This window comes from Paenibacillus sp. R14(2021), from assembly GCF_019431355.1.
Lineage (GTDB): Bacteria > Bacillota > Bacilli > Paenibacillales > Paenibacillaceae > Paenibacillus_Z.
Genome location: NZ_CP080269.1, coordinates 3,138,219 through 3,158,425, shown reverse-complemented (window position 1 = coordinate 3,158,425; position 20,207 = coordinate 3,138,219). Strand labels below are relative to the sequence as shown.

Sequence of the window (20,207 nt, the reverse complement as noted above, 5' to 3'; positions counted from 1 at the left end):
CCGAATCGGCGCAAAAGGGCTGCCCAGCAGCCTACATGGCCGGAAAATCGGCCGAATCGGCGCAAGAGGGCTGCCTGCGCCCACCCGCCCCGAAACGCAACAAGCCGGACGAGGCAGCACCCGCTGCCCCTTCCGGCTTGTTCTCATTCATAGGTCACGGTAACCTCGATCTCCTGATCGTAGTTGCCGAACTGCCTGCCGAACAGGCTGATGCCGCCGCAATGGACGGCGGTGTCGGGACAGGCGATGCGAAAGCGGATATCGTCGCCCAGCTTGATGTTCAGGTCGGCTGGGGTCAAACGCGACAGCTGCACGCCGTCGATGAAGGTGCCGTCTTTGCGGATGGTTACGGTTTTGAGCAGCCCGTGCTGGGTCCCGTGCATCCACCAATCCGGCGTATAGACGCCCCGATTAGCACCGAAATCGCCGGGGCATGTCCAGGTGCCAAGCTCCGTGCCGTTGAGAAAGAACGAAATATCGGACGGCCAGTTCTCGTTGTAGCCTGGCGATTCGGAACAAATTTCGAAGGAGAGCGTCAGGCTCTTCACCGTTTGCTCGCCGACCAAATAGTTCGGGATGCGGTATTCCACATAGCCGCTGCCAAACCAGATATGCTTCGCCTTCACATGGTCCGGGTCCCAGAAATAGCGAGGATCGTCAACGATGCCGATGACGGATTCGTCCGAGGCGAGGCCGCAAGTCGGCCTGACCTTAAAGTCGTTGTATTGGCCGACGGGTATCGAGACGGTATAAACGTTGGCGCTGCGAATGGAGGGCGTCCGCAGCTGAAGGGTGACGAATTCCGGCAGGAGGCGGCAGACCTTCAGGCGGCCGCGTGCACCCGAGATACTCTCTGTCCCTACGAACCCCGCCTGCTCCAGCTTCTGAATATGCTTGGTCACGATGGCGGAGGACAAGCCAAGCTCGGCGGCGAGCTCCTTGATGCTCATCGGCGACTGATCGAGCAGCTCGATGATCCGCACCCTCGTTTCGGAAGAAAAGCATTCAAGTAAACCCATATTCGACGTAGTGACTTGTATGTGCATTGACAGGCGTCCTTTGCATGAGCGGATTTTCACTGATTATATAACTTGAAAGTTAACTAATCAACTTTTTATTGACGCAAAGCGCTATTTCAGAGCATAATAAGGCTATGTTAACATAATATGTTATTTAATTAACTTTTAAATTAACTAATGGAGGAAACAAAACGATGGCTAAACAGCTTCGCGCAGAACATCCGCGTCCGCAATTTATGAGAGACAACTGGGTCAACCTGAACGGCGAATGGGAATTCGCGTTCGACGACGATAACAAAGGGATCGCCTTGAACTGGCAAGCCGGCGAAACCGAGCTGCCGAAACGGATCCAGGTGCCTTTCGCCTACCAAAGCAAGCTGAGCGGCATTCATGAGTCGACGTTCCACGATATCGTCTGGTACCGTACGGCGCTTGAGATCCCGGCTGCTTTCGAGAACAAACAGGTGCTGCTGCATTTCGGCGCCGTTGATTACGAAGCATCGGTCTGGGTAAACGGCGTGCTGGTCGCAACCCATGAAGGCGGACATACGCCGTTCCAGGCGAACATTACGCACGCGCTGCAAGGGCAGGGCAACACGCTCGTCGTCCAAGCGGTCGATTACAACACGGATCGCACCATTCCGCGCGGCAAGCAGTTCTGGAAAGAGAAGTCCGAGTCGATCTTCTATACCGGTACGACAGGGATCTGGCAGACCGTCTGGATGGAGGCCGTATCCGAAGCGTATGTGGACAGCGTGAAGCTGACGCCGGACATCGACCGCAAGGAAATCAGCGTAACGGCTTACGTCAAGGGTGCTGCTGCATCGAAAACACAGCTGCGGGTTAAAGCCGAAATCACATATAAAGGCGAGAAAATTTCCGAGGATATCTTCTCGATTTCAAAAGGCGCAGCATCGGCAACCCGTTCGATCCGCATCGATGATTTCGACGACAGACGGCGCGGCGGCTTATGGAGCCCGGAGCATCCGCATCTATATGATATCGCGCTTACGCTGCTGGACGGCGGCACGGTGCTGGACGAGGTGGACAGCTACTTCGGCATGCGCAAAGTATCGATCGAGAACGGCAAGCTCTGCCTGAACAATCATCCGTATTACCTGCGCATGGTGCTGGACCAAGGGTACTTCCCGGAAGGCAACCTGACGCCGCCAAGCGACGACGCCATCCGGCAGGACGTGGAGCTGACTAAAGCGATGGGCTTCAACGGCGCCCGTAAGCATCAGAAGCTGGAGGATCCGCGCTTCCTGTACTGGTGCGATCAGCTAGGCCTTGTCGTCTGGAGCGAAGCGGCCAACGCGTACGATTATTCGGACGCTTACGTGCGCCGGTTTACGAAGGAATGGATGGCATCCGTTGAGCGCGATTACAACCATCCGTCCATTATCGCCTGGGTGCCGATTAACGAAAGCTGGGGCGTAACGAACATTCCGATGGATAAGGAGCAGCAGAACCACGCGGTATCGCTCTATCATCTGACCAAAGCGTTCGACGGCATGCGTCCGGTCATTTCCAACGACGGCTGGGAGCTTGCGATCACGGACCTGTTTACCATCCACGATTACGAGTGGAGACGCGAAGTGCTCCTTGAGCGCTACAGCTCGGCGCAGAAAGCCGTTACGGCGATGCCGGCGAACAAAGTCTTGTCCGTCAAGGATTATCCGTACGAGGGCCAGCCGATCATCGTTTCCGAATTCGGCGGCATTTCGTACAAGAAAAGCGACTGGGAAGGCTGGGGTTATATCGGCGTAACGAACGACGAGGACTATATCGCGCGTCTGCGCGACGTCATTCAGCCGATGTTCCTGTCCGGAGTCGTGCAGGGCTTCTGCTATACGCAGCTGACGGATGTAGAGCAGGAGATCAACGGCCTGCTGACCTATGACCGAGTGCCGAAGCTGCCGATCGAGACGATCAGAGCCATCGTGGAAAATAAATAAGGATGATTGTGAAAAACCGCGGACGCTGCATGCGTTCGCGGTTTTTTTGGCGTTGGCTGGACGCCGCCGTCACCATTTGATCCCTTTGATGAGCTGAATGACCGCTTCCTGTTCCTCGGAGCTTATTGGCCACGTTCGAATCTCATCGATAATTTTCTCCAAATTGGTATGACCCTTGGCAAGTCCGTTTAATCGTGCAGCCAAAGTCGAACCCATCAGTTCATTTTCGGTGGCAAAGAGGGCTTTCAGCTTGTCCATCGCATCAGGGAATCGTCTCAAATAAAATTTCTGATTTCGATCCTCAGCGGGATAAAAACCGGCGTAAGGCGCCACCTCGGTGTCCGGTCTGCCGTTTCCTTGTTCTTCACGGCTCTTCATAACCTCTTGGATGACATGCTGCTGTGCCGGGTCACGGAACAAGATCAAGGATTGGTATAACCGGTCCCGATAGTTATTGATATTCACTGGATTATGGCTGCTCCAGAATACATTCAGGATGCTCTCCAAACTTATAATCTCCGGATCAAATTCGATTTCGACCATTTCGGTATGGTCTCCGGTTTGCCGGGTATTCGGGTTATCTGTCGTTCCTCCGGCGAACCCTACGCGCGTGCTCGTAATGCCGGGCAGTTGTCCGAATAAAGCGTCGGGGCTCCAGTAGCAGCCCATGCCGAGTGTTATCGATTGGGTATGGCTATTGTTCATCATCATCACCTCCATTCGATGATAGCATGCGGGTGCAGGGCGAGCCAAATGGCTGTGGTGGGACGATGGATTGGAGCGGACATGACCTTTAGCATACGGCGTATAGCGTATTCATGCTTCAGCGGCCATACGGCTGCCGGGCCGACTGAAAATGCATGACTTCTAACAGTTTTCCGCGGCCCTTGCGCCCAAATTGGGGATCCGATGCAACATTGACGGCTTCTTGCGCTGCCGTTTTGCGTTCTTGGTAACCGCGGCGAAACAGCTCATTTTTAGAAAAAAATTAAGCTGGGCTTAAGCATTGTCCGATATGATAGACGTACGGATCTTGAATATGAATGAAGAGCGAGTGGTCGACGTGAGTATCGAAGCTTTATTCTCCACCTTTCCTAAAATCGAAACCGAGCGGCTGATGCTGCGGCAGATGGAAGCGATGGATGCGATGGATCTGCACGCGTTCTATGCAAATAAGAAGGTCACGAAGCATCTGGATTGGCATGGGCCGGCTTCGGCGGCGGATTCCGGAACGCTGATCGAATCCTGGAATCAAGCCTTCCGGGAGCGAAGACTGATTCCGTGGGGAATCTCGCTGCGGGAGCAGCCGCAACTCATGGGCACGGTCATTTTAATGCCGACCCGGGGAGCTTTTGACGATGAACACCGGTTTCCGCTTACGCTCGGCTACGACCTAAGGCCGGATCAATGGAACAAAGGCATTATGACGGAGGCGCTTCGCGGTGTGATCGACTTTACGAAACATTACATCCATCCGAACCGGATCCAAGCGGAAGTGGTACCGGATAATCAAGCCTCCATCAAGCTGCTAAGCAAGCTCGGGTTTCAGCAGGAAGGCTTGCTCCGGCAGTATTTGATGCATGAGGTGACGCATAAACTGCTTGACGTGGCGATTATGGCGCTGCTGATGAATTGACGTTTAGCCAACAAGAAGGATCGTGTTCCGAAGAGGAACCGGTCCTTTTTTTGTGCCCTTGTCCGTGCGCGGAGCAGCCGTTCCCGCTCGGAAGAGGCAAGTCTCCTTACTTGCATGCGCGGCCAAAGCTAGGCATGAATTTGAACAGCCCGTCATATGGGTATCGTAGGAGCCGTTAAGAGGAGGGGGAGGCTGGATACCGCAGCTCTCAGGGCATGTCTGGCGCGGCAAGAGAAGTTTATTCTGCTTGCTGCCCGGTCATAATGAGTAGTGGCGGGCGGTCCGTCTATGCGAAGACCGTCATGCTTTGATAGAAAAGTAGGCTGAGATCGTTCTTTTGTCGAGTCATCTGGAAATCGGAGGCTTATCGAGGAGACGGTTTTTTCTTTATTGGCGCGTGATCCGAGCCATGTACATGACCAGCGAAATGCAAGGGCCAATGAACAAGTACAGAAGAGGTGAAGGCAGATGAAGCGATTAAAGATTTTTCCGCATGAGGGCAGCATCGAAGGAACCGTTCGGATTCCGCCGTCCAAGTACCATTTGCATCGGGCTTTGATCTTCGGCTCACTTGCCGAGGGAGATACGCGAATTCACGGTAAATCAGGGGCGCTGCATATCAAGGATACGCTTCATGCCTTGCAAGATTTCGGAATCGCAATTCAGGAAATCGACAACGGATACCGGGTAAAAGGCGGCGCTTACCGTCCGACGAACGGACGCATCGGTGTCGGGAGCTCAGGCTCGACGCTGCAGTTCATGCTTGGGCTTGGAAGTCTATCGAGCGGACTCGCGCCGACGTTTAACGGGCATAAAGCGCTTCGAGACCGGCCGATCGGTCCGCTCTTGGAGGCGCTCGGCAGCATGGGCGTCCAGTGGCAGGCCGAGGCGCACAAGCTGCCGGTCACGATTGGACCGGGCAAGGTGCAGGGCGGGCATATTCGCATTCAAGGGACGCTCAGCCAGTGGATTTCCGGCTTGCTCATTCTTGCGCCGTTCGCGGAGCAGGATACGATCGTTGAAGCGCTGCCGCCACACAATGAGCTGACCTACGTTAATTTAACAATCAGCATGCTGCGCAAATTCGGTATCCGCGTCGAGGAAATGGCGGAAGGCACGCAGTGGCGAGTGCCGGCAAAGCAAACGTACCATCCGGCTGTCGTTCATATCGAGCCGGATCTGTCTTCAGCCGCGTTCCTGCTCGTGCTGGCCGCGCTGTTTCCGGCTGACATCATACTGAAAGGGCTTGAGCATGCAGGAACGCATCCGGAAGGCCAAATCATGGACATTATCCGCCAATATGGCGTAACGCTGGACTTTGACGAGCAGCTAGGAGGCACGAGAGTCCGCCGTTCCGAGCAGCACAAGCCGGCCGAACGCATCTGCATCGACATGCGTCACATTCCGGATCTCATCCCTGCGCTGTCTGTGGCGGCTGCGTTATCGGAGGGCACGACCACCGTGCTGCAAAATATCGGACCTGGCCGGATGAAGGAATCGAATCGCGTCAAAGCGATGCTGCAGCTTGCCAAAATGGGCGCCAACATCAAGGAGGTCGAGGATGACCTGATTATCGAAGGGGTCGGCAGGCTGACCGGCGGCGCCAACATCTCCACCTATAATGACCACCGCGTTCAAATGGCGTTTACGCTCGCTTCGCTGCGGGGGGAAGGCAAGCCGACCGAGCTCACCTTTCCGAATGCCTACCGGATTTCGTACCCGGAATTTTTCGAGCATTTGGCACAGCTTGGCATAGACACCGGCTCGCAGGCCAAGTGGGATGAAGAGCAGCCAAATGAGGAGGCCGTGAACGAATGATCTCAACCAAGACCTTCAAACAGGAACGGCTCTTCCTGCACCGGCTGTCCCAAGCGAAGCCGGGAAGCGGCGCGATTGTGGACCTGGCAGATGCCGCGTCGCCGGTCAGCATCAGTTACGGCGAGCTGGATGCGCTCTCGGACCGTGCCGCGCAAGGGCTGATCGAGCTCGGGGTGGAGGAAGGCGAGAACGTAGCCTATCTGCTGCCGAACCGCTGGGAATTCGTCGTCTTTACATTGGCCGTCTGGAAGATCGGCGCCGTTGCCTGCCCGCTGCTGCCGGTGCTGAGGGAGCGGGAAATTCCGTTTATCGTCGGCCGCGCGCAGAGCAAGGTGCTGCTCATTCCGGATGAATATCGGAATTTCCAATACGGCCCGCTGATCCGCAAGATCCGCTCCGAAATGCCGGGTTTGCGCCATGTGATTATGATCGATACCAACGATCCATCGGATCTTAGGCGCTGCCTGGGGGGGCTCGCAAGCCGCGAGCCCGACAGGGAGCTGATCGCGCGCCGTCGTCCGGGGCCGGATTCGCCGGCCCAGCTGCTGTTCACGTCGGGGACGACAGGCGAGCCGAAGGGCGTCATCCATACGCACCGGACGCTCAGCGAAGGGCTGGCCGCCCACGTGAAGGAGCTTGGCTTGACGGCGAAGGACACGTTATGGATTCCGTCGCCGATGGCACATCAGACCGGGTTTCTGTACGGCATGATGCTTGCGATGTATTTGGGCGCCAAGCAAGTGTGCCAAGGCGTCTGGGAAATGGAAACGGCTCGTGCCGCGATCGAGCGGCACGGAGCGACGTTCGTGCAGGCTGCGATGCCGTTTCTGGCGGATTTGACCCGCGAAGAGCGGCCGCCTCAGGGGCTGAAGATTTTCGTTGCGACTGGTGCGCCCGTGCCGCGCAAGCTGGCTGAAGAAGCGCGCCACCGGCTGAACTGCAAAGTCGTGGGGGGCTGGGGCTCCACTGAGTCGTGCATGATCAGCGTCGGATCGGTCAAGCAGTACGCGGACAGCTCCTGGAATACGGACGGGCTGGCGATTTCGGGCAGACGAATGAAGGTCATCGATTCGGACGGACGGCCGCTGCCGCCGGGGCAGGAAGGCATCTTCATGGTGAAGACGCCGGCAATGTTTACCGCGTATTTAAATCGTCCGGATTGGTACGATTCGGTGATCGATGCCGATGGTTTCTTCAATACCGGGGATCTGGCGATCATCGATGAGCAGGGCAATCTGCATCTGACCGGCCGCGTGAAGGACATCATCAACCGGGGTGGGATGAAGATTCCGGTCTCCGAGATCGAGAATCTGCTGTACCGCATGAACGCGATCCGGGACGCGGCCGTTGTCGGGATGCCCGATCAGCGGCTGAATGAGCGGATTTGCGCGTACGTAACGCTTATCGATCCGGAGCAGGAAATAACGCTGACCGAAGTGACCGCCTATATGCAGGAACTAGGCGTGACGAAGGCGTATTGGCCGGAACGGCTGGAGATTTTGAAGGACATGCCCCGCACGCCGACGGGCAAGATTCAGAAGTATTTGCTTCGGCAAATGATAGCGGACAAGCTCCAGAACGAATGACGGCTCATTTTCAGAGGGAGAGGGTTGAGTAATGAACGATACGCAATTTCAACGGTTAAAAGCGGAGGTCAGAGGCTACGTGGACGGACGTCTGCGGGAGCTCTCGGTGCGCATCGAGGAGACCGGGCAGTGCGGGCCGGACGTCTGGCAGGAGCTGCGGGAGCGGGGCTATCTTCGTCTTGCCGCACCGGAAGCCTACGGCGGCCACGGTCTCAGCTTCACGCAATATTTGCAGCTGCTCGAGCTGTTCTCGGAATCGCACGGCTCGATCCGCATGGTCGTGCACGTCATCAACGGGATTTGGAGGCCTGTCGACTTCCTGGCAAACGAGGCGCAGCGCGAACGCTTCGTGAAGCCGCTCGTGCGCGGCGAAATTACGGCGGCCTTCGCGCTCACGGAGCCGAACGCGGGCTCCGGTGCCGACATTGAAACATCTGCCCGCAAGGAAGGCGATTCCTATGTGCTGTCGGGCGAGAAATGGCTGATTACCTTCGGGGATACGGTCGATTACTTGCTTATCTACGCGCGCTTGGAAGGGACTAAGGGCTACGAGGGCACAATGGCCTTGCTCGTGCCACGGACCGCCGCGGGCGTGGAGATCCGTGAAATGTCTTCGACGCTCGGACTCACGGGAACCGGACATGCCCACATCGTCTTGAAGGATGCACGCGTTCCCGCGGACCATCTGCTTGGCGAGGTCGGACAAGGACTCGCTGGCGCGCTGAACGGCTTCCTCGATCCAAGCCGGATCTGCGTCGGTATGACCTGCGTCGGGCTTGCGCAGCGCGCGTTCGACATCGCCGTGGCGCGCAGCCGCGAGCGCGTCACCTTCGGCAAATCCCTCAGCCAGCGGCAGGTCGTCCAGACGTGGATTGCCGAAATGGCGACGGATATCGAGGCTGCGCGCCAGCTGGTTATGTATGCGGGCCGCTTGAAGGACGACGGCACGCTGACGCCGCCCCCGGCTTCGATGGCGAAGCTGTACGCGCTCGAGATGCTGCAGCGCGTTACGGACAAGGCGCAGCAAATCTGGGGCGGCATCGGTTATTTCAAGGGCTACGAGATCGAGCGGATCTACCGCGACGCGCGGGCGCAGAAGTTCGAGGAAGGCACGGCGGAGATTCAAAAAGCGGTCATCGCCAAGCATGTGCTGGCGGGAGGGTGAGCGCGGGCATGGAACGATCACTGCTGCTGCAGCCGGGGCGCATCGGCTCCCTTACAACGAAGCATCGCATCTTGATGGGCGCGATGCATCTGGGTATTGAAGGAAGCCGGGAATCGCTGCCCCAGCTGATCGCCTTCTACCGGGAACGGGTGCGGGGCGGAGCCGAGCTCATCATGACCGGCAACGTCGCCGTGCTGCCCGAAGGCGGGGGAACCGGCATGTTCGACCTGACGGAGCCCGATCATCGCGCGCAGCTGGCGGAGCTGGCCGACGCGATCCGGCGCGACGGGGGGCGGCTGGCGCTTCAGCTGGCCCATCGGGGCAGGTACGCGAGCAGTAAGGAGACGGGCCTCATGCCGTGGGCGCCAAGTCCGATCCCTTCGCGGCTGACGAAGGAGACGCCAGCGGAGATGACGCGCGAGGACATCGCCCGGTTGAAGGAAGCTTTCGCCGAAGGCGCGGCATTCGCAGCGCACACAGGCTTCGCAGCGATCGAAATCATGGGTTCCGAAGGCTATCTGCTGAACGAGTTCGTCTCGCCTCTAACGAACCAGCGGGACGACGAATACGGGCAGGGCCACGAGGGACGGATGAAGCTCTGCCTTGAAATCCTCGAAGGCATCCGCGCGCGTGTCGGCGGTGGTTTTCCTCTCATCTATCGGATGTCCGGCGACGACTGCATGGAAGGAAGCACAACGCGGGAGGAGACACTGGAGCTGGCCCGGCGCCTTGCGAAGAGCGGCGCCGACGCGCTCAATATCGGCATCGGTTGGCATGAATCCGCGATTCCAACGGTCGGTGCGATCGTGCCGCCGGGCGCTTTCGCCTCCATCGCTGGCACAATCCGTGCCGAAGTCGATATTCCGGTTATCGGCGCGAACCGCATCCATACGGCGGAGGTCGCGGAGCGGCTGCTGCTGCGGGGCGACCTGGATTTCATCGCCCCGGCACGGCCGTGGCTCGCGGACGCCTCGTTCGCTGGTAAGATCGCCGCAGGCGACTTCGACGGGCTGAACCTGTGCATCTCCTGCAACCAGGTTTGCCTGGATCATACGATGGGCCATCCGCCGAAGCCGGTCGGCTGCCTGGTTAATCCGCGCGCGGGGCGCGAAGCGGAAGAGGTGTCACCTGCTGGCGTGCCGTTGAGCGTTGCCGTCGTAGGCGGCGGCGTCGCAGGGCTGCAAGCGGCCAAAACCGCCGCCGAGCGCGGTCACAGGGTGACGCTGTACGAGGAGACGGCACGGCTCGGCGGTCAGTTTCTACTCGCGTCGCACATTCCCGGCAAAGGGGCGTTTCGCGAGACGATCCGCTACTTCCGCGTGGCCTTGCATCGGCTTGGCGTGGACATCCGCATGTCGAGCGTGCCGGATGCCCAGGAGCTGGCCGGGTTCGACCGAATGATAATGGCAACCGGCGTGCAGCCGTATGTGCCTGAATTGCTGGAGGGCGCGGATTTGCCCCATGTGTGCACCTATGCCGAGCTGCTCGCGGGAACGCGGCCGTTCGGCAGGAAAATCGCGGTCATAGGCGGAGGCGGCATCGGCAGCGACGTGGCGCATTATTTGGCCGAACGGATGAGTCTGCAGCCGGAAGAAGCCGCCTTCTTCGCCGAGCGCGGACAGGAAGCACAGCCTGCGGTACCGGCCGCAATTACGCTCGTCTCCCGTTCGGAGAAGGTGGCGAAGGGCGTCGGTCCGACCTCCCGCTGGGTACTGCTCGGTGAGCTGAAGCGCCGCGGCGTCCGCGTGCTGAAGGGCTATCGCTGCACCGGCATCACAGCGGAGGGCATCTGGGTCGAGAGCGATGCGGAGAGGCTGTTCGTGGAAGCCGACCAGGTCGTGCTTTGCACGGGCCAGCGGTCACGCATGGAGCCGGGCCTGCTTAAGATGGAACAAGCGGCGGCGGACGTGGTCGGCGGAGCAGCCGATCCGTCGGAGCTCAATGCCGCAAGGGCGATTAGGCAGGCGTACGAAGCGGCACTTGGGCTGTAATCGAAAATAAGCAATCGAAAGGGATGTGAACGCTTTGTCTGCTGCATTTCATGGGAAAAAGGTACTGATTACCGGGAGCTCTCGCGGCATCGGACGCGCGACGGCGCTTGCTTTCGCGAAGGCAGGCGCGGATGTGGCGATTCATTATCGCCGGGACGTGGAGGCTGCTCAGGCGACGGCGGACGAGGTTCGCGCGTTCGGCGTGCAGGCGCTCGTCTGCAAAGCCGAGCTGGAGTCGCCGGCGGAGATCGATGCGATGTTCGATCAGCTGACGCAGGAATGGGGCGCGCTGGACGTCTTCATGGCGAACGCCGCGGCTACCGCGTTCAAGCCGGTGCTCGATACGAAGGACTACCATCTCGACCGCACGTATCAGGTCGTGATCAAGAGCGTCCTGCAGGCCGTGCAGCGGGCGGTCCCGCTGATGGAAGGAAGGGCCGGGCGTATCTTGACGGTGTCGAGTCTCGGCAGCCAGTTCGCGCTGCCGAACTATTCGAACATCGGCTCCGCCAAGGCGGCGCTGGAATCGATGTCGCGCTATTTGGCGGCGGAGCTCGGCCCGAAGGGCATTACGTGCAACGTCATTTCGCCCGGCGTGGTCGAAACGGACTCCGTGCGCTTCTACGCCAAAGATACGTTCGATACCTTCAAGGCGAACATAATCAGCCGCACGCCGCTCGGTCGTCTTACGCAGCCGGAGGACGTGGCGCACGCAGCGCTGTTCCTGGCCGGCGAAGGGGCCGGCTTCATCACGGGGCAGGTGCTCGGCGTGGACGGCGGGCTGACGCTGATTGCGTACGGTCCTGACGGGCGGTAAGCGAAGCCAGCCTCGCGGGTGCATTCGTAAGCGAGCATACAAAAAAGGGTTTTCGATCGGCAGCGTGCCGAACGAAAACCCTTTTTTTGTGCGGCTTTGCCGCGCGCCAGGCGAGCCGGATGTGCTGCGGTGTTTCATCGCTGGCTTGCACGGCACAGTTTTTTGCGCGCATTCCGCCTTGCTGCGGCAACTTTCCTGCACCGCGCCTTGCAGCACCGCGCCTTAGCACCTTGCAGCACCGCGCCCGGCGGCGCTACGGCTCGCAGCGCTGCTATTGCAGGTACGGCTCCACGATGCGGCGCACTCTGTTGATGCCTTCCCACATATCGCCGGGTCCGTCGTAAATGAGTGATACCGCGCCTGCGTAATTGCCTTGCTTCAGCAGGTCGAGGCAGCGCGTGTATTCCTCTAAGTCCGGCATGCCATTCTCGTCATAGTGGGCCTTGGCGTGAATCGATACGGCGTAAGGCATAATGGCGGCGAGTTCCTCGTATTTGGATTCGCCCTTGAAATTGCCGAAATCGTCGATCAGGTTCAGCTTGCCATCGAATGCGTTCACGATGGCCAGGCAGTTGACGGCCTTCGAGGTCAGCGGCTTGAAGTTCTCCGTAATCACGCGGACGTTGGTGCTTTGTCCGTATTCGTGCAGCTCCAGAAGCGCATCGATGGCCCGGGCGAGCGCCGCTTCGTCCGAAGGCTCGCTTTCGCCGGCGACGACGCGGATGTTCTTCGCTCCGGCTTTGGCCGCGACGTCAATCCATTCTCGGATATAAGCGAGGTCGGCTTGCCTGCGCGTCTCGTCGGAGCTTGAGATATCGCCGTAATCGAGCAGTATCGTATCGAACGAAATGCCTGCGCGCTTGAAGGCGTCCTTGAGCTCAGCCAAATAGGCGTCGTCCGTGGAAGGGAAATGGAAGTGGCCGATTTCCAGCGCGCCGAAGCCTTCCTTGGCCAGAAAGACCGGCAGATCGACGAGCTTCATCAGCTCCGGCTGCGGTGTTTCGACGAACACATGCTTGCGGGCCTCCGCATCCCACTGCGTCCAGCGCAGCGGTCCGAGATTGCGGTGCAGACTCCATGTACTTAGCGATAGATAACTCATTTCAGCGATCACGCTCCAATGATTAGATGGGTTAACGAGCTTAATTCCGGTGTGCTATTGGGCAGCGACCGTCTTGGCCTTGGCCATCAATTGAACGCCGCGCCACTGGGCGAGCTGCTGCTCAAGCCCATGGATGAGCGCTTCCACGCCGGCAGCGAAGACCGCGTGGTCGGCTTCTTGCGGCTGCGCTGCGGCATAGGCGTCCAGCGCTTCCTGCGGGAGCGGCTGCGCTGCGGACAGCGAAGCCAGCAGCTGCTGCAGGCTTGCCGCGAGCGAAGCTTCGCCGGCTGGCGCCGCCGCTCCGGCGAGCACCGACGCGGCAACCTCCGCGAGCGCGCCGCCCGCTGCGCCTAGCAGCCCGCCGCCGGCAGCCAAGCCGGCCGGCTTCGCCGCGCCGCTGGCAGGCACCGCGCCAAGCGCTGCGCTGCCTAGGCCGTCCGGCGCCGCCGCAGCTTTCGCGCCGCCAGCCGCGCCTGCGGCCGCCGCAGCCGCTTCGGCGGCAAGACGCGCCCTCTCGGCCTTCGCCTCCGCCGCACGCTCCTCCTGCTCAGCTTTCAGCTCGGCGGCACGTTCGCGTTCCTTCTTGTTCTGCTGCACGGTGGACCAGGTTTGGAGCAGCTCGTAGCCGGATTTATAGAGCAGCTTGTCTTTCGTGCCCTCCGAGATGTCCTTGTCCTTGAACAGCTTCACGATCTTCTTCACGTCGCTGACCGGCATTTCGTCCCTTGCCACGATCAGCGCAAGCGGATCGCGGTACTCGATCGGCAGATCCTTAATGGGCAGCACTTGATCTTCCGTCAGCTTATCCTTGCGGATATGCGTGCCGCTGACGATGAGCTTACGAACGGCATTCCCGAATTTCAGCAGCTCGCATTTGTTCTTGATGTAATTCTCCGGCTTGCCAAGCTTTCCTGCCAGAAACTTCAAGGAGCTGTTGAACTTCGATTCGTTCATCAGCTTGTGGAACGCCTCTGCCTCTTCGATCGGGGAGAAGCCTTCCCGCGTCAGATTCTCGGCGATCTGCTCCAGATAAATGTCCATCTCATCCGTTGCCGTCGAGACAATGCAGGGAATGGTGGGCTTGTTCAGCATTTTGCTGGCTTTGTAGCGGCGGTTGCCATAAATGATTTTGTAGCGTCCGTCAGGCGTCGTCCGCACCTTAATGGGCGAGAGGAGGCCGAGCTCCTCGATGCTCTTCATGAGTTCCTCGAGCGCTTCCTGATCGAACTGGTAGCGCGGCTGGTCCGTATCCTCATCGATTAAATACATGTCAATGTGAACAATATCCATATGATTTCTCCTATCTTATACAGAAGACTGCGAAATTCGGCGTAAATGAGTCATCCGTATTATATAACATGCACCCATTGCCTGAAAATGTACCCGTAACCGTTTTCTTGGAAATTGGGTTCTGCCGGTCGATATGTTAGGATGCAGGAAGAGGGTTTAGCCATTCCATTTTGCAAGATAACGAGGTGATGAGGTTGTTGAATGAAATTGATGCGCAAACCGAGATTGGAACGGTCTATTTGCGGGTAAGTAATTTAGAGAAGTCGCTAGCCTTCTACCGGGAGGTCGTAGGCTTACAGGTGCTGTCCAGCACGAAAGGCGAAGCCAAGCTTGGCGTACCGGGCTCGGAGCCGCTGCTGCAGCTGCGCGAAATACCAGGCGCGCTGCCTCGTCCGCGCAGATCGGGCGCGGGGCTGTATCATTTTGCGCTGCTCGTGCCGAGCCGCCTTGCACTGGGACTGGCGCTGCGCAATCTTGTAGCGAGCGGCATTCATATCGGGCAGGCGGATCATCTCGTGAGCGAAGCGCTGTACATCGCGGACCCGGACAATAACGGCATCGAGATCTACCGGGACCGTCCGAAAGCGGAGTGGCAGTGGAATGAGAATGGCTATGTCCGCATGGCTGTCGACCCCATCGACTGGGACGGATTGCTGGCAGAAGCGGGAGATGCCCCGTGGAACGGATTGCCTGCCGGCACGAAGGTAGGCCATATTCACCTTCATGTCACGGAGCTTCCGACGTCGGAGCATTTCTATATCGATGTGCTTGGTTTCAGCATCACGTCGCAGTCGGCTAATTCCGCCCTCTTTATTTCGGCAGGCGGGTATCACCACCATATCGGGCTGAACGTCTGGGCAGGGGTGGGAGCGGAGCTTACGCCCGCGAATGTCCCCGGCTTGGACCGCTACGAAATCGTGCTGCCGTCGGAAGAGGCCCAGATGGCCGTCTTCGCCAGGCTGCAGGCGGCAAGCGTTCCGCTGCAAACCGACCGGGGGACGGTCATCGTTCATGACCCTTCCGGCATCCAAATTCATCTGATCGTCCGCGGTTCCGCCTAAAGGCAGACCCTGCGGCAGTCGGCCGCCTCCTGCAATCAGTGATATTGCGGGAGGCTTTTTCGGCGGTTATCAAGCCTTGTTTCCAGCTGCGCAATACTTATGGCATAACGATTTGCAAATTTGGGGGTTGGGGAAGGAGCTGTTCCATGGCAAGCAGACGCGGACTACTCATCGACTTTTTACGTTCCAAATGGTATATCTACGTCTCCGGTATTTCATTCACGATGGCAGCCAATTTGTTTCAAGCCTACTACCCGAAGGTACTCGGGTCGTTTACGGACCAGCTGCAGCAGAACGGGCTTACGCAGGAAGTGGTGCTGCATGCCAGCCTCGTGCTGCTCATCATCGGCATCGCTTATGGGGTGCTGGGCGGGATTGGGCAATTTCATATCATGTACGTCGGTCGATTGTTTGAGAAGTTTACGCGCAAAAGGCTGTTTAAGCATTTTACGAAGCTCGGCGAGCAATTCTATGCCAAGAACGGCGTCGGCAAGCTGCTCAGCTATGTTATGAACGATGTGACGACGGTGCGGGAGTCCATCTCCATGGGCGTGAACCAGACGGCCAACGCCACCATGCTGATCGTGTCGGCCGTTGCGATGATGGTGGTGAGCTCCATTCCGCCGCTGCTCATTCTGATTTGTATATCGCCGCTGCTCGCCATTCCTTGGATTGTGGTGAAGATGGGCCCGGTCATTCGGAAGCGGTCGCATGCCGTGCAGGAGTCGCTGGGCAAAATGACGGAAGCCGCGGAGGAGCAGTTCGGCGGCATCCGGGTGACGAAGAAATTCGCGGTGGAAACGATCATGAATCGCCGCTTCGGCGATACGGTGGATCGAATCAAGGACAATCAGCTGAAGCTGGTTCGCGTGTCCTCGTTCTTCCAAGCACTCATTCCCTTTCTCGGTGCCTTGTCGCTTATTATTACGCTCGCCTACGGCGGGTATGTGACGCTTACGGGACAGCTCTCCCTGGGCAATTTTGTTGCGCTTACACTCTATGTCCGGATGATGGTGAATCCGCTTCAACAGATCGGCAACGTCATCAATACGATTCAACGCTCCCGCGCCTCACTCGAACGCGTTAATGATCTTATGTCGAGGCAGCCGGAGATCGAAGAGCATGAAACCGCCGTCGATGCGGACTGGGCACGCAAGACGCTTGCTGTAGAGGAGCTGTCGTTTGCTTATCCAGGCGCAAGCAGGGAAGCGCTGCAAGAGGTTTCGTTTACGCTGGAGCCGGGCAAGACGCTCGGCATCATCGGCAAGACGGGCAGCGGCAAAACAACGCTCGTCAAGCTGCTGCTCCGCGTATACGATGCGCCGGCAGGGACGGTTAAGATCGGCGGCACGGATCTTACAGAAGTGACCATCGAGAGCCTGCGCAGCGGAATCGCCTATGTGCCGCAGGACGGCTTTCTCTTCAGTACGACGATTCGGGACAATATCGCCTTCTTCCGCAGAAGCACGGAGCTCTCCGTTGTGAAGAAAGCGGCGCTGCACGCCCAGATCCACGACAGCATCATGTCGTTCCCGGACGGCTTCGAGACGAAGCTCGGCGAACGGGGCGTAACCCTCTCCGGCGGACAGCGCCAGCGGACGGCGCTTGCGCGGGGCTTGCTTATGAACGCGCCGATCCTCATTCTGGACGACAGCGTCAGCGCCGTCGATGCCGTCACGGAGACAGGCATCATCGATACGATTCGCAGCGAGCGCAAGGGCAAAACGACGATTCTGATCGCCCATCGAATCAGTGCAATCAAGCATGCCGATGAAATCATCGTTATGGATGAAGGCCGCATCGTGCAGCGAGGAACGCATGATTCGCTCCTCGCGGAGCATGGCATCTACGCGATGCTGCACGCCATTCAAGAGGAGGGAAGCAGCGTTGGCTAAAGCGATCGATAATTGGCAGATGGACAGCAAGACCGATATCACGATGACGAAGAACCCGGACAAGAACAGCTCCGCGTACAAAGGGCTGTACGGTTATGCCAAGCCGCATATGTGGACGTTTCTGGCCGTATTCGGCTGCATTATACTTGCGATAGCAGCGGATTTGCTGCAGCCGTACTTAGTGAAGATCGCCATTGACGATCATCTCATGGCCGGCGACCGGCATGCCGCAACGCTGCTTGCGATCTCGGCTATCTACCTGCTGCTCTCGCTAGGCGGATTCTTGTTTACTTACCTGCAGAACAATCTGCTCCAATATGCGGGACAGAGCATTGTCGCTGCGATTCGGAAGCAGCTGTTCCGCCATATTACGAAGCAGTCGATGTCGTATTTCGACCGGGTACCTAGCGGCAGCCTGATCACGCATGTATCGAGCGATACGGAGTCGCTTAATCAATTCTTCAGCCAAGTGCTGCTGAGCGTGCTGCGCGACGGGCTGACGCTCGTGTTCATTATCGTGCTGATGTTCAAGCTCGATGTGACCATGACGCTGTACTGCCTCATTCTGCTGCCGATCATTACGCTGAATGCGATCGCCTTCCGCTCCTATATGCGCACGACCTATCAGATGGCGAGGACGAATTTGTCGCGTCTCGTAGCCTTCGTGGCCGAGAATTTGGCCGGCATGCACATCATCCAAATCTTTCACCAGGAGAAGGAGCAGCAGAAACAGTTTGCCGAGCGCAATCAGTCGTACTTCCGTTCCAATCTGCGCGAAATCCGCACGAACGTGCTGTTCAACCGTTCCTTCGATATGCTGGGCAACTTGTCGGTGGCGTTCGTCACTTGGCTGGGGGGGAATGCGGTGCTCGGCCATTCGATTCAGTTCGGGGTGCTGTTTGCGTTCATTACGTATATCCGTCAGTTCTTCCAGCCGATCAATAACATTACGCAGCAGTGGAATACGCTTCAGTCCGCGACGGTGTCGATGAACCGGATCTGGGGCATATTTGATACGGTGCCGGAGGTACAGGATAAGGATAAGCCGCTGGATGCGAGCGATAACGAGGCGGTCAAGGGCCGGGTCGACTTTAACGGCGTGAAATTCGCATATAAGGAAGGCTTGCCGGTCATTCATCATCTGGACCTGCATGTGCAGCCCGGAGAGATGATTGGCATCGTCGGCACGACGGGCGCGGGCAAGAGCTCGCTCATCAGCCTGCTGTGCCGGTTCTATGACGTGCTAGAAGGCAGCGTCGAGATCGATGGCATCGATGTCCGCGACCTGCCGCAGGAACGGTTGCACCGACTGGTGGGACTGGTGCAGCAGGAGCCGTATCTGTATTCCGGCAGCATCATCGACAATGTCCGGCTGTTCGACGAGACGGTATCGCGGGAGCAGGTCATCGACGCATGCCGGCTAGTCGGAGCGGATGTGCTGATCACGGGCATGAAGGATGGGTACGAAACGCTTTTATCCGAGCGGGGCAGCGGATTGTCCGCTGGGGAGAGGCAGCTGATTTCGTTCGCCAGAATCATCGTGTTCAAGCCGCGTATCCTCATTCTCGACGAGGCGACCGCGAATTTGGATTCCCATTCCGAGCAGCTCATTCAACAGGCGCTCGCGGTCGTGTCGGAAGGGAGAACGACGCTCGTTATCGCGCACCGGTTGTCCACGATTATGGGCGCGGACCGGATTATCGTCATGCGGCAGGGCGAGATCGTCGAGGAAGGCAGCCATCGGGAGCTGCTCGCGGAAGGCGGCTATTACGAGGAGCTGTATCGTCATTCGCAGGGGCAGCGTGAAGGAGCGGGTAAGCACGCGGGATAGTCGGGAATGGGTAGGGAACGCCTGAACCGAGTGCACCTGCTCATGCGAAGGCATTATGGGCGGATGGGCTGCTTGCATCCGTCTTGGCTTTCGGCGGCGAAGAAGCGACGTACGGAAGTTGCACGGTTATCCACAGTTTTGCGTGAATTGTGGATGATATGTGCATAATCATGTGGATAACTTTTCGAGGCGAATGGACAATCCCGTTTGTTCTATGAGATAATGAGTTACGATTAATTATGGGCATCAGAGGTTAGGGGCTAGAAGAATGGAATTGTTGCTGTTGATTTTGGAGATTTTGCTCGTCAATCTCGTTCTGAGCGGCGATAACGCCGTCGTCATCGCGCTTGCCAGCCGCAACTTGCCGGCAGAGAACCGGCAGAAGGCGGTTTGGTGGGGCGCGACTGCTGCAGTGGGACTTCGGATCGTGCTGACGGCGGTCGCCGTGTTCCTGCTTAAAGTGCCGTTTATCCAGATCGCCGGCGCGCTTCTGTTGTTCTGGGTCGCCGTGTCGCTGCTGAAGGATGACGGAGAAAGCAAGAACATCGTCGGCGCGCAGTCGCTCTGGAAGGCCATCCGTGTCATCGTTATGGCGGACTTCATCATGAGCCTCGACAACGTGCTCGCCATCGCGTCCATCGCGGAAAACAATATTTGGATTATGGCGATCGGCATTGCGCTCAGCATTCCGATTATTGTATGGGGCAGTCAGCTGATCATGGTGCTGCTGCACAAATTCCCTGTTTTCATCTACATCGGCGCCGGTATTCTCGGCTATACCGCAGGCGAAATGCTGGAGGAGAGCGATACGTTTACGTCGGCGCTGCGTAAAGTCGCGGAGTGGGCGGACAACCTGTTCCCGTTCCTGTGCGGCGTGCTTGTCATTGCAGTCGGTTATGTGCTCCAGAAGCGAGAGCGCTCGCGGGTGCAGGAAGCGTAGACAAGCCGGTATTGGCGTCATAACGAATAAGCTTGAAGTCCCTAGCTGGACGATTAAAATCCCCTTCACGCTGACACGCCTTCTTCATGGTTCCATGA

Annotated in this window: 15 protein-coding genes; 11 read left to right on the top strand and 4 right to left on the bottom strand. The window is 58.2% G+C overall.

What is annotated here, in order from left to right; translation table 11 throughout:
* Positions 1-143 precede the first annotated feature (143 nt).
* Positions 144-1,046, bottom strand: a complete 903-nt coding sequence (locus tag KXU80_RS14730; protein ID WP_219834030.1) for an ArsR/SmtB family transcription factor — start codon at positions 1,044-1,046, stop codon at positions 144-146.
* A gap of 167 nt (positions 1,047-1,213) precedes the next feature.
* Between KXU80_RS14730 and KXU80_RS14725 the strand changes: the two genes are divergently transcribed.
* Entirely contained in the window at positions 1,214-2,977 is a 1,764-nt protein-coding gene (locus KXU80_RS14725; protein WP_219834029.1) for a glycoside hydrolase family 2 protein, read from the top strand.
* A gap of 69 nt (positions 2,978-3,046) precedes the next feature.
* Here KXU80_RS14725 and KXU80_RS14720 read toward each other — a convergent pair whose 3' ends face one another.
* On the bottom strand, positions 3,047-3,688 hold the full coding sequence (locus KXU80_RS14720) for a peptide-methionine (S)-S-oxide reductase MsrA (protein WP_258171017.1): 642 nt from the start codon (positions 3,686-3,688) through the stop codon (positions 3,047-3,049).
* Between the two features lie 304 nt (positions 3,689-3,992).
* Between KXU80_RS14720 and KXU80_RS14715 the strand changes: the two genes are divergently transcribed.
* From KXU80_RS14715 to KXU80_RS14690, 6 genes are all read left to right on the top strand, one after another.
* Positions 3,993-4,613, top strand: coding sequence for a GNAT family N-acetyltransferase (locus KXU80_RS14715; protein ID WP_258171460.1), 621 nt, complete (start codon positions 3,993-3,995; stop codon positions 4,611-4,613).
* 468 nt (positions 4,614-5,081) lie between these two features.
* Complete coding sequence (aroA, locus tag KXU80_RS14710; protein WP_219834027.1) at positions 5,082-6,431, top strand: 3-phosphoshikimate 1-carboxyvinyltransferase; 1,350 nt, start codon at positions 5,082-5,084, stop codon at positions 6,429-6,431.
* Positions 6,428-8,017 (top strand): AMP-binding protein, encoded by a 1,590-nt coding sequence (locus KXU80_RS14705; RefSeq protein ID WP_219834026.1) that lies wholly within the window; start codon positions 6,428-6,430, stop codon positions 8,015-8,017. The genes aroA and KXU80_RS14705 overlap by 4 nt, the downstream gene beginning before the upstream one ends.
* A 31-nt stretch (positions 8,018-8,048) precedes the next feature.
* Positions 8,049-9,182 (top strand): acyl-CoA dehydrogenase family protein, encoded by a 1,134-nt coding sequence (locus KXU80_RS14700; RefSeq protein WP_219834025.1) that lies wholly within the window; start codon positions 8,049-8,051, stop codon positions 9,180-9,182.
* Between the two features lie 8 nt (positions 9,183-9,190).
* Positions 9,191-11,173, top strand: a complete 1,983-nt coding sequence (locus KXU80_RS14695; RefSeq protein WP_219834024.1) for an oxidoreductase — start codon at positions 9,191-9,193, stop codon at positions 11,171-11,173.
* Between the two features lie 34 nt (positions 11,174-11,207).
* Positions 11,208-11,990 carry an SDR family NAD(P)-dependent oxidoreductase gene (locus KXU80_RS14690; RefSeq protein ID WP_219834023.1) on the top strand — a complete coding sequence of 261 codons (783 nt, stop codon included), beginning with the start codon at positions 11,208-11,210 and terminating at the stop codon, positions 11,988-11,990.
* Between the two features lie 271 nt (positions 11,991-12,261).
* Here the strand turns inward: KXU80_RS14690 and KXU80_RS14685 are convergent, their stop codons facing one another.
* Both KXU80_RS14685 and KXU80_RS14680 read right to left on the bottom strand, forming a co-directional pair.
* On the bottom strand, positions 12,262-13,092 hold the full coding sequence (locus KXU80_RS14685) for a sugar phosphate isomerase/epimerase family protein (RefSeq protein ID WP_219834022.1): 831 nt from the start codon (positions 13,090-13,092) through the stop codon (positions 12,262-12,264).
* 54 nt (positions 13,093-13,146) lie between these two features.
* The gene (locus KXU80_RS14680; protein WP_219834021.1) at positions 13,147-14,382 is read right to left on the bottom strand and encodes a ParB/RepB/Spo0J family partition protein; all 1,236 of its coding nucleotides are present in this window, start codon (positions 14,380-14,382) and stop codon (positions 13,147-13,149) included.
* A 188-nt stretch (positions 14,383-14,570) separates the two neighbouring features.
* Here KXU80_RS14680 and KXU80_RS14675 point away from each other — a divergent pair, with 188 nt between their 5' ends.
* The 4 genes from KXU80_RS14675 to KXU80_RS14660 all read left to right on the top strand — a co-directional run bounded on the left by KXU80_RS14675 (position 14,571) and on the right by KXU80_RS14660 (position 20,109).
* A complete protein-coding gene (locus KXU80_RS14675) occupies positions 14,571-15,443 on the top strand; it encodes a VOC family protein (RefSeq protein ID WP_219834020.1) in 873 nt (290 codons plus the stop codon).
* Positions 15,444-15,589: 146 nt separating this feature from the next.
* On the top strand, positions 15,590-17,338 hold the full coding sequence (locus KXU80_RS14670) for an ABC transporter ATP-binding protein (protein ID WP_219834019.1): 1,749 nt from the start codon (positions 15,590-15,592) through the stop codon (positions 17,336-17,338).
* Positions 17,331-19,169, top strand: coding sequence for an ABC transporter ATP-binding protein (locus KXU80_RS14665; RefSeq protein ID WP_258171015.1), 1,839 nt, complete (start codon positions 17,331-17,333; stop codon positions 19,167-19,169). The genes KXU80_RS14670 and KXU80_RS14665 overlap by 8 nt, the downstream gene beginning before the upstream one ends.
* 268 nt (positions 19,170-19,437) lie before the next feature.
* Positions 19,438-20,109: a TerC family protein gene (locus tag KXU80_RS14660; protein ID WP_219834018.1), complete on the top strand. Its 672-nt coding sequence runs from the start codon at positions 19,438-19,440 to the stop codon at positions 20,107-20,109.
* Positions 20,110-20,207 lie beyond the last annotated feature (98 nt).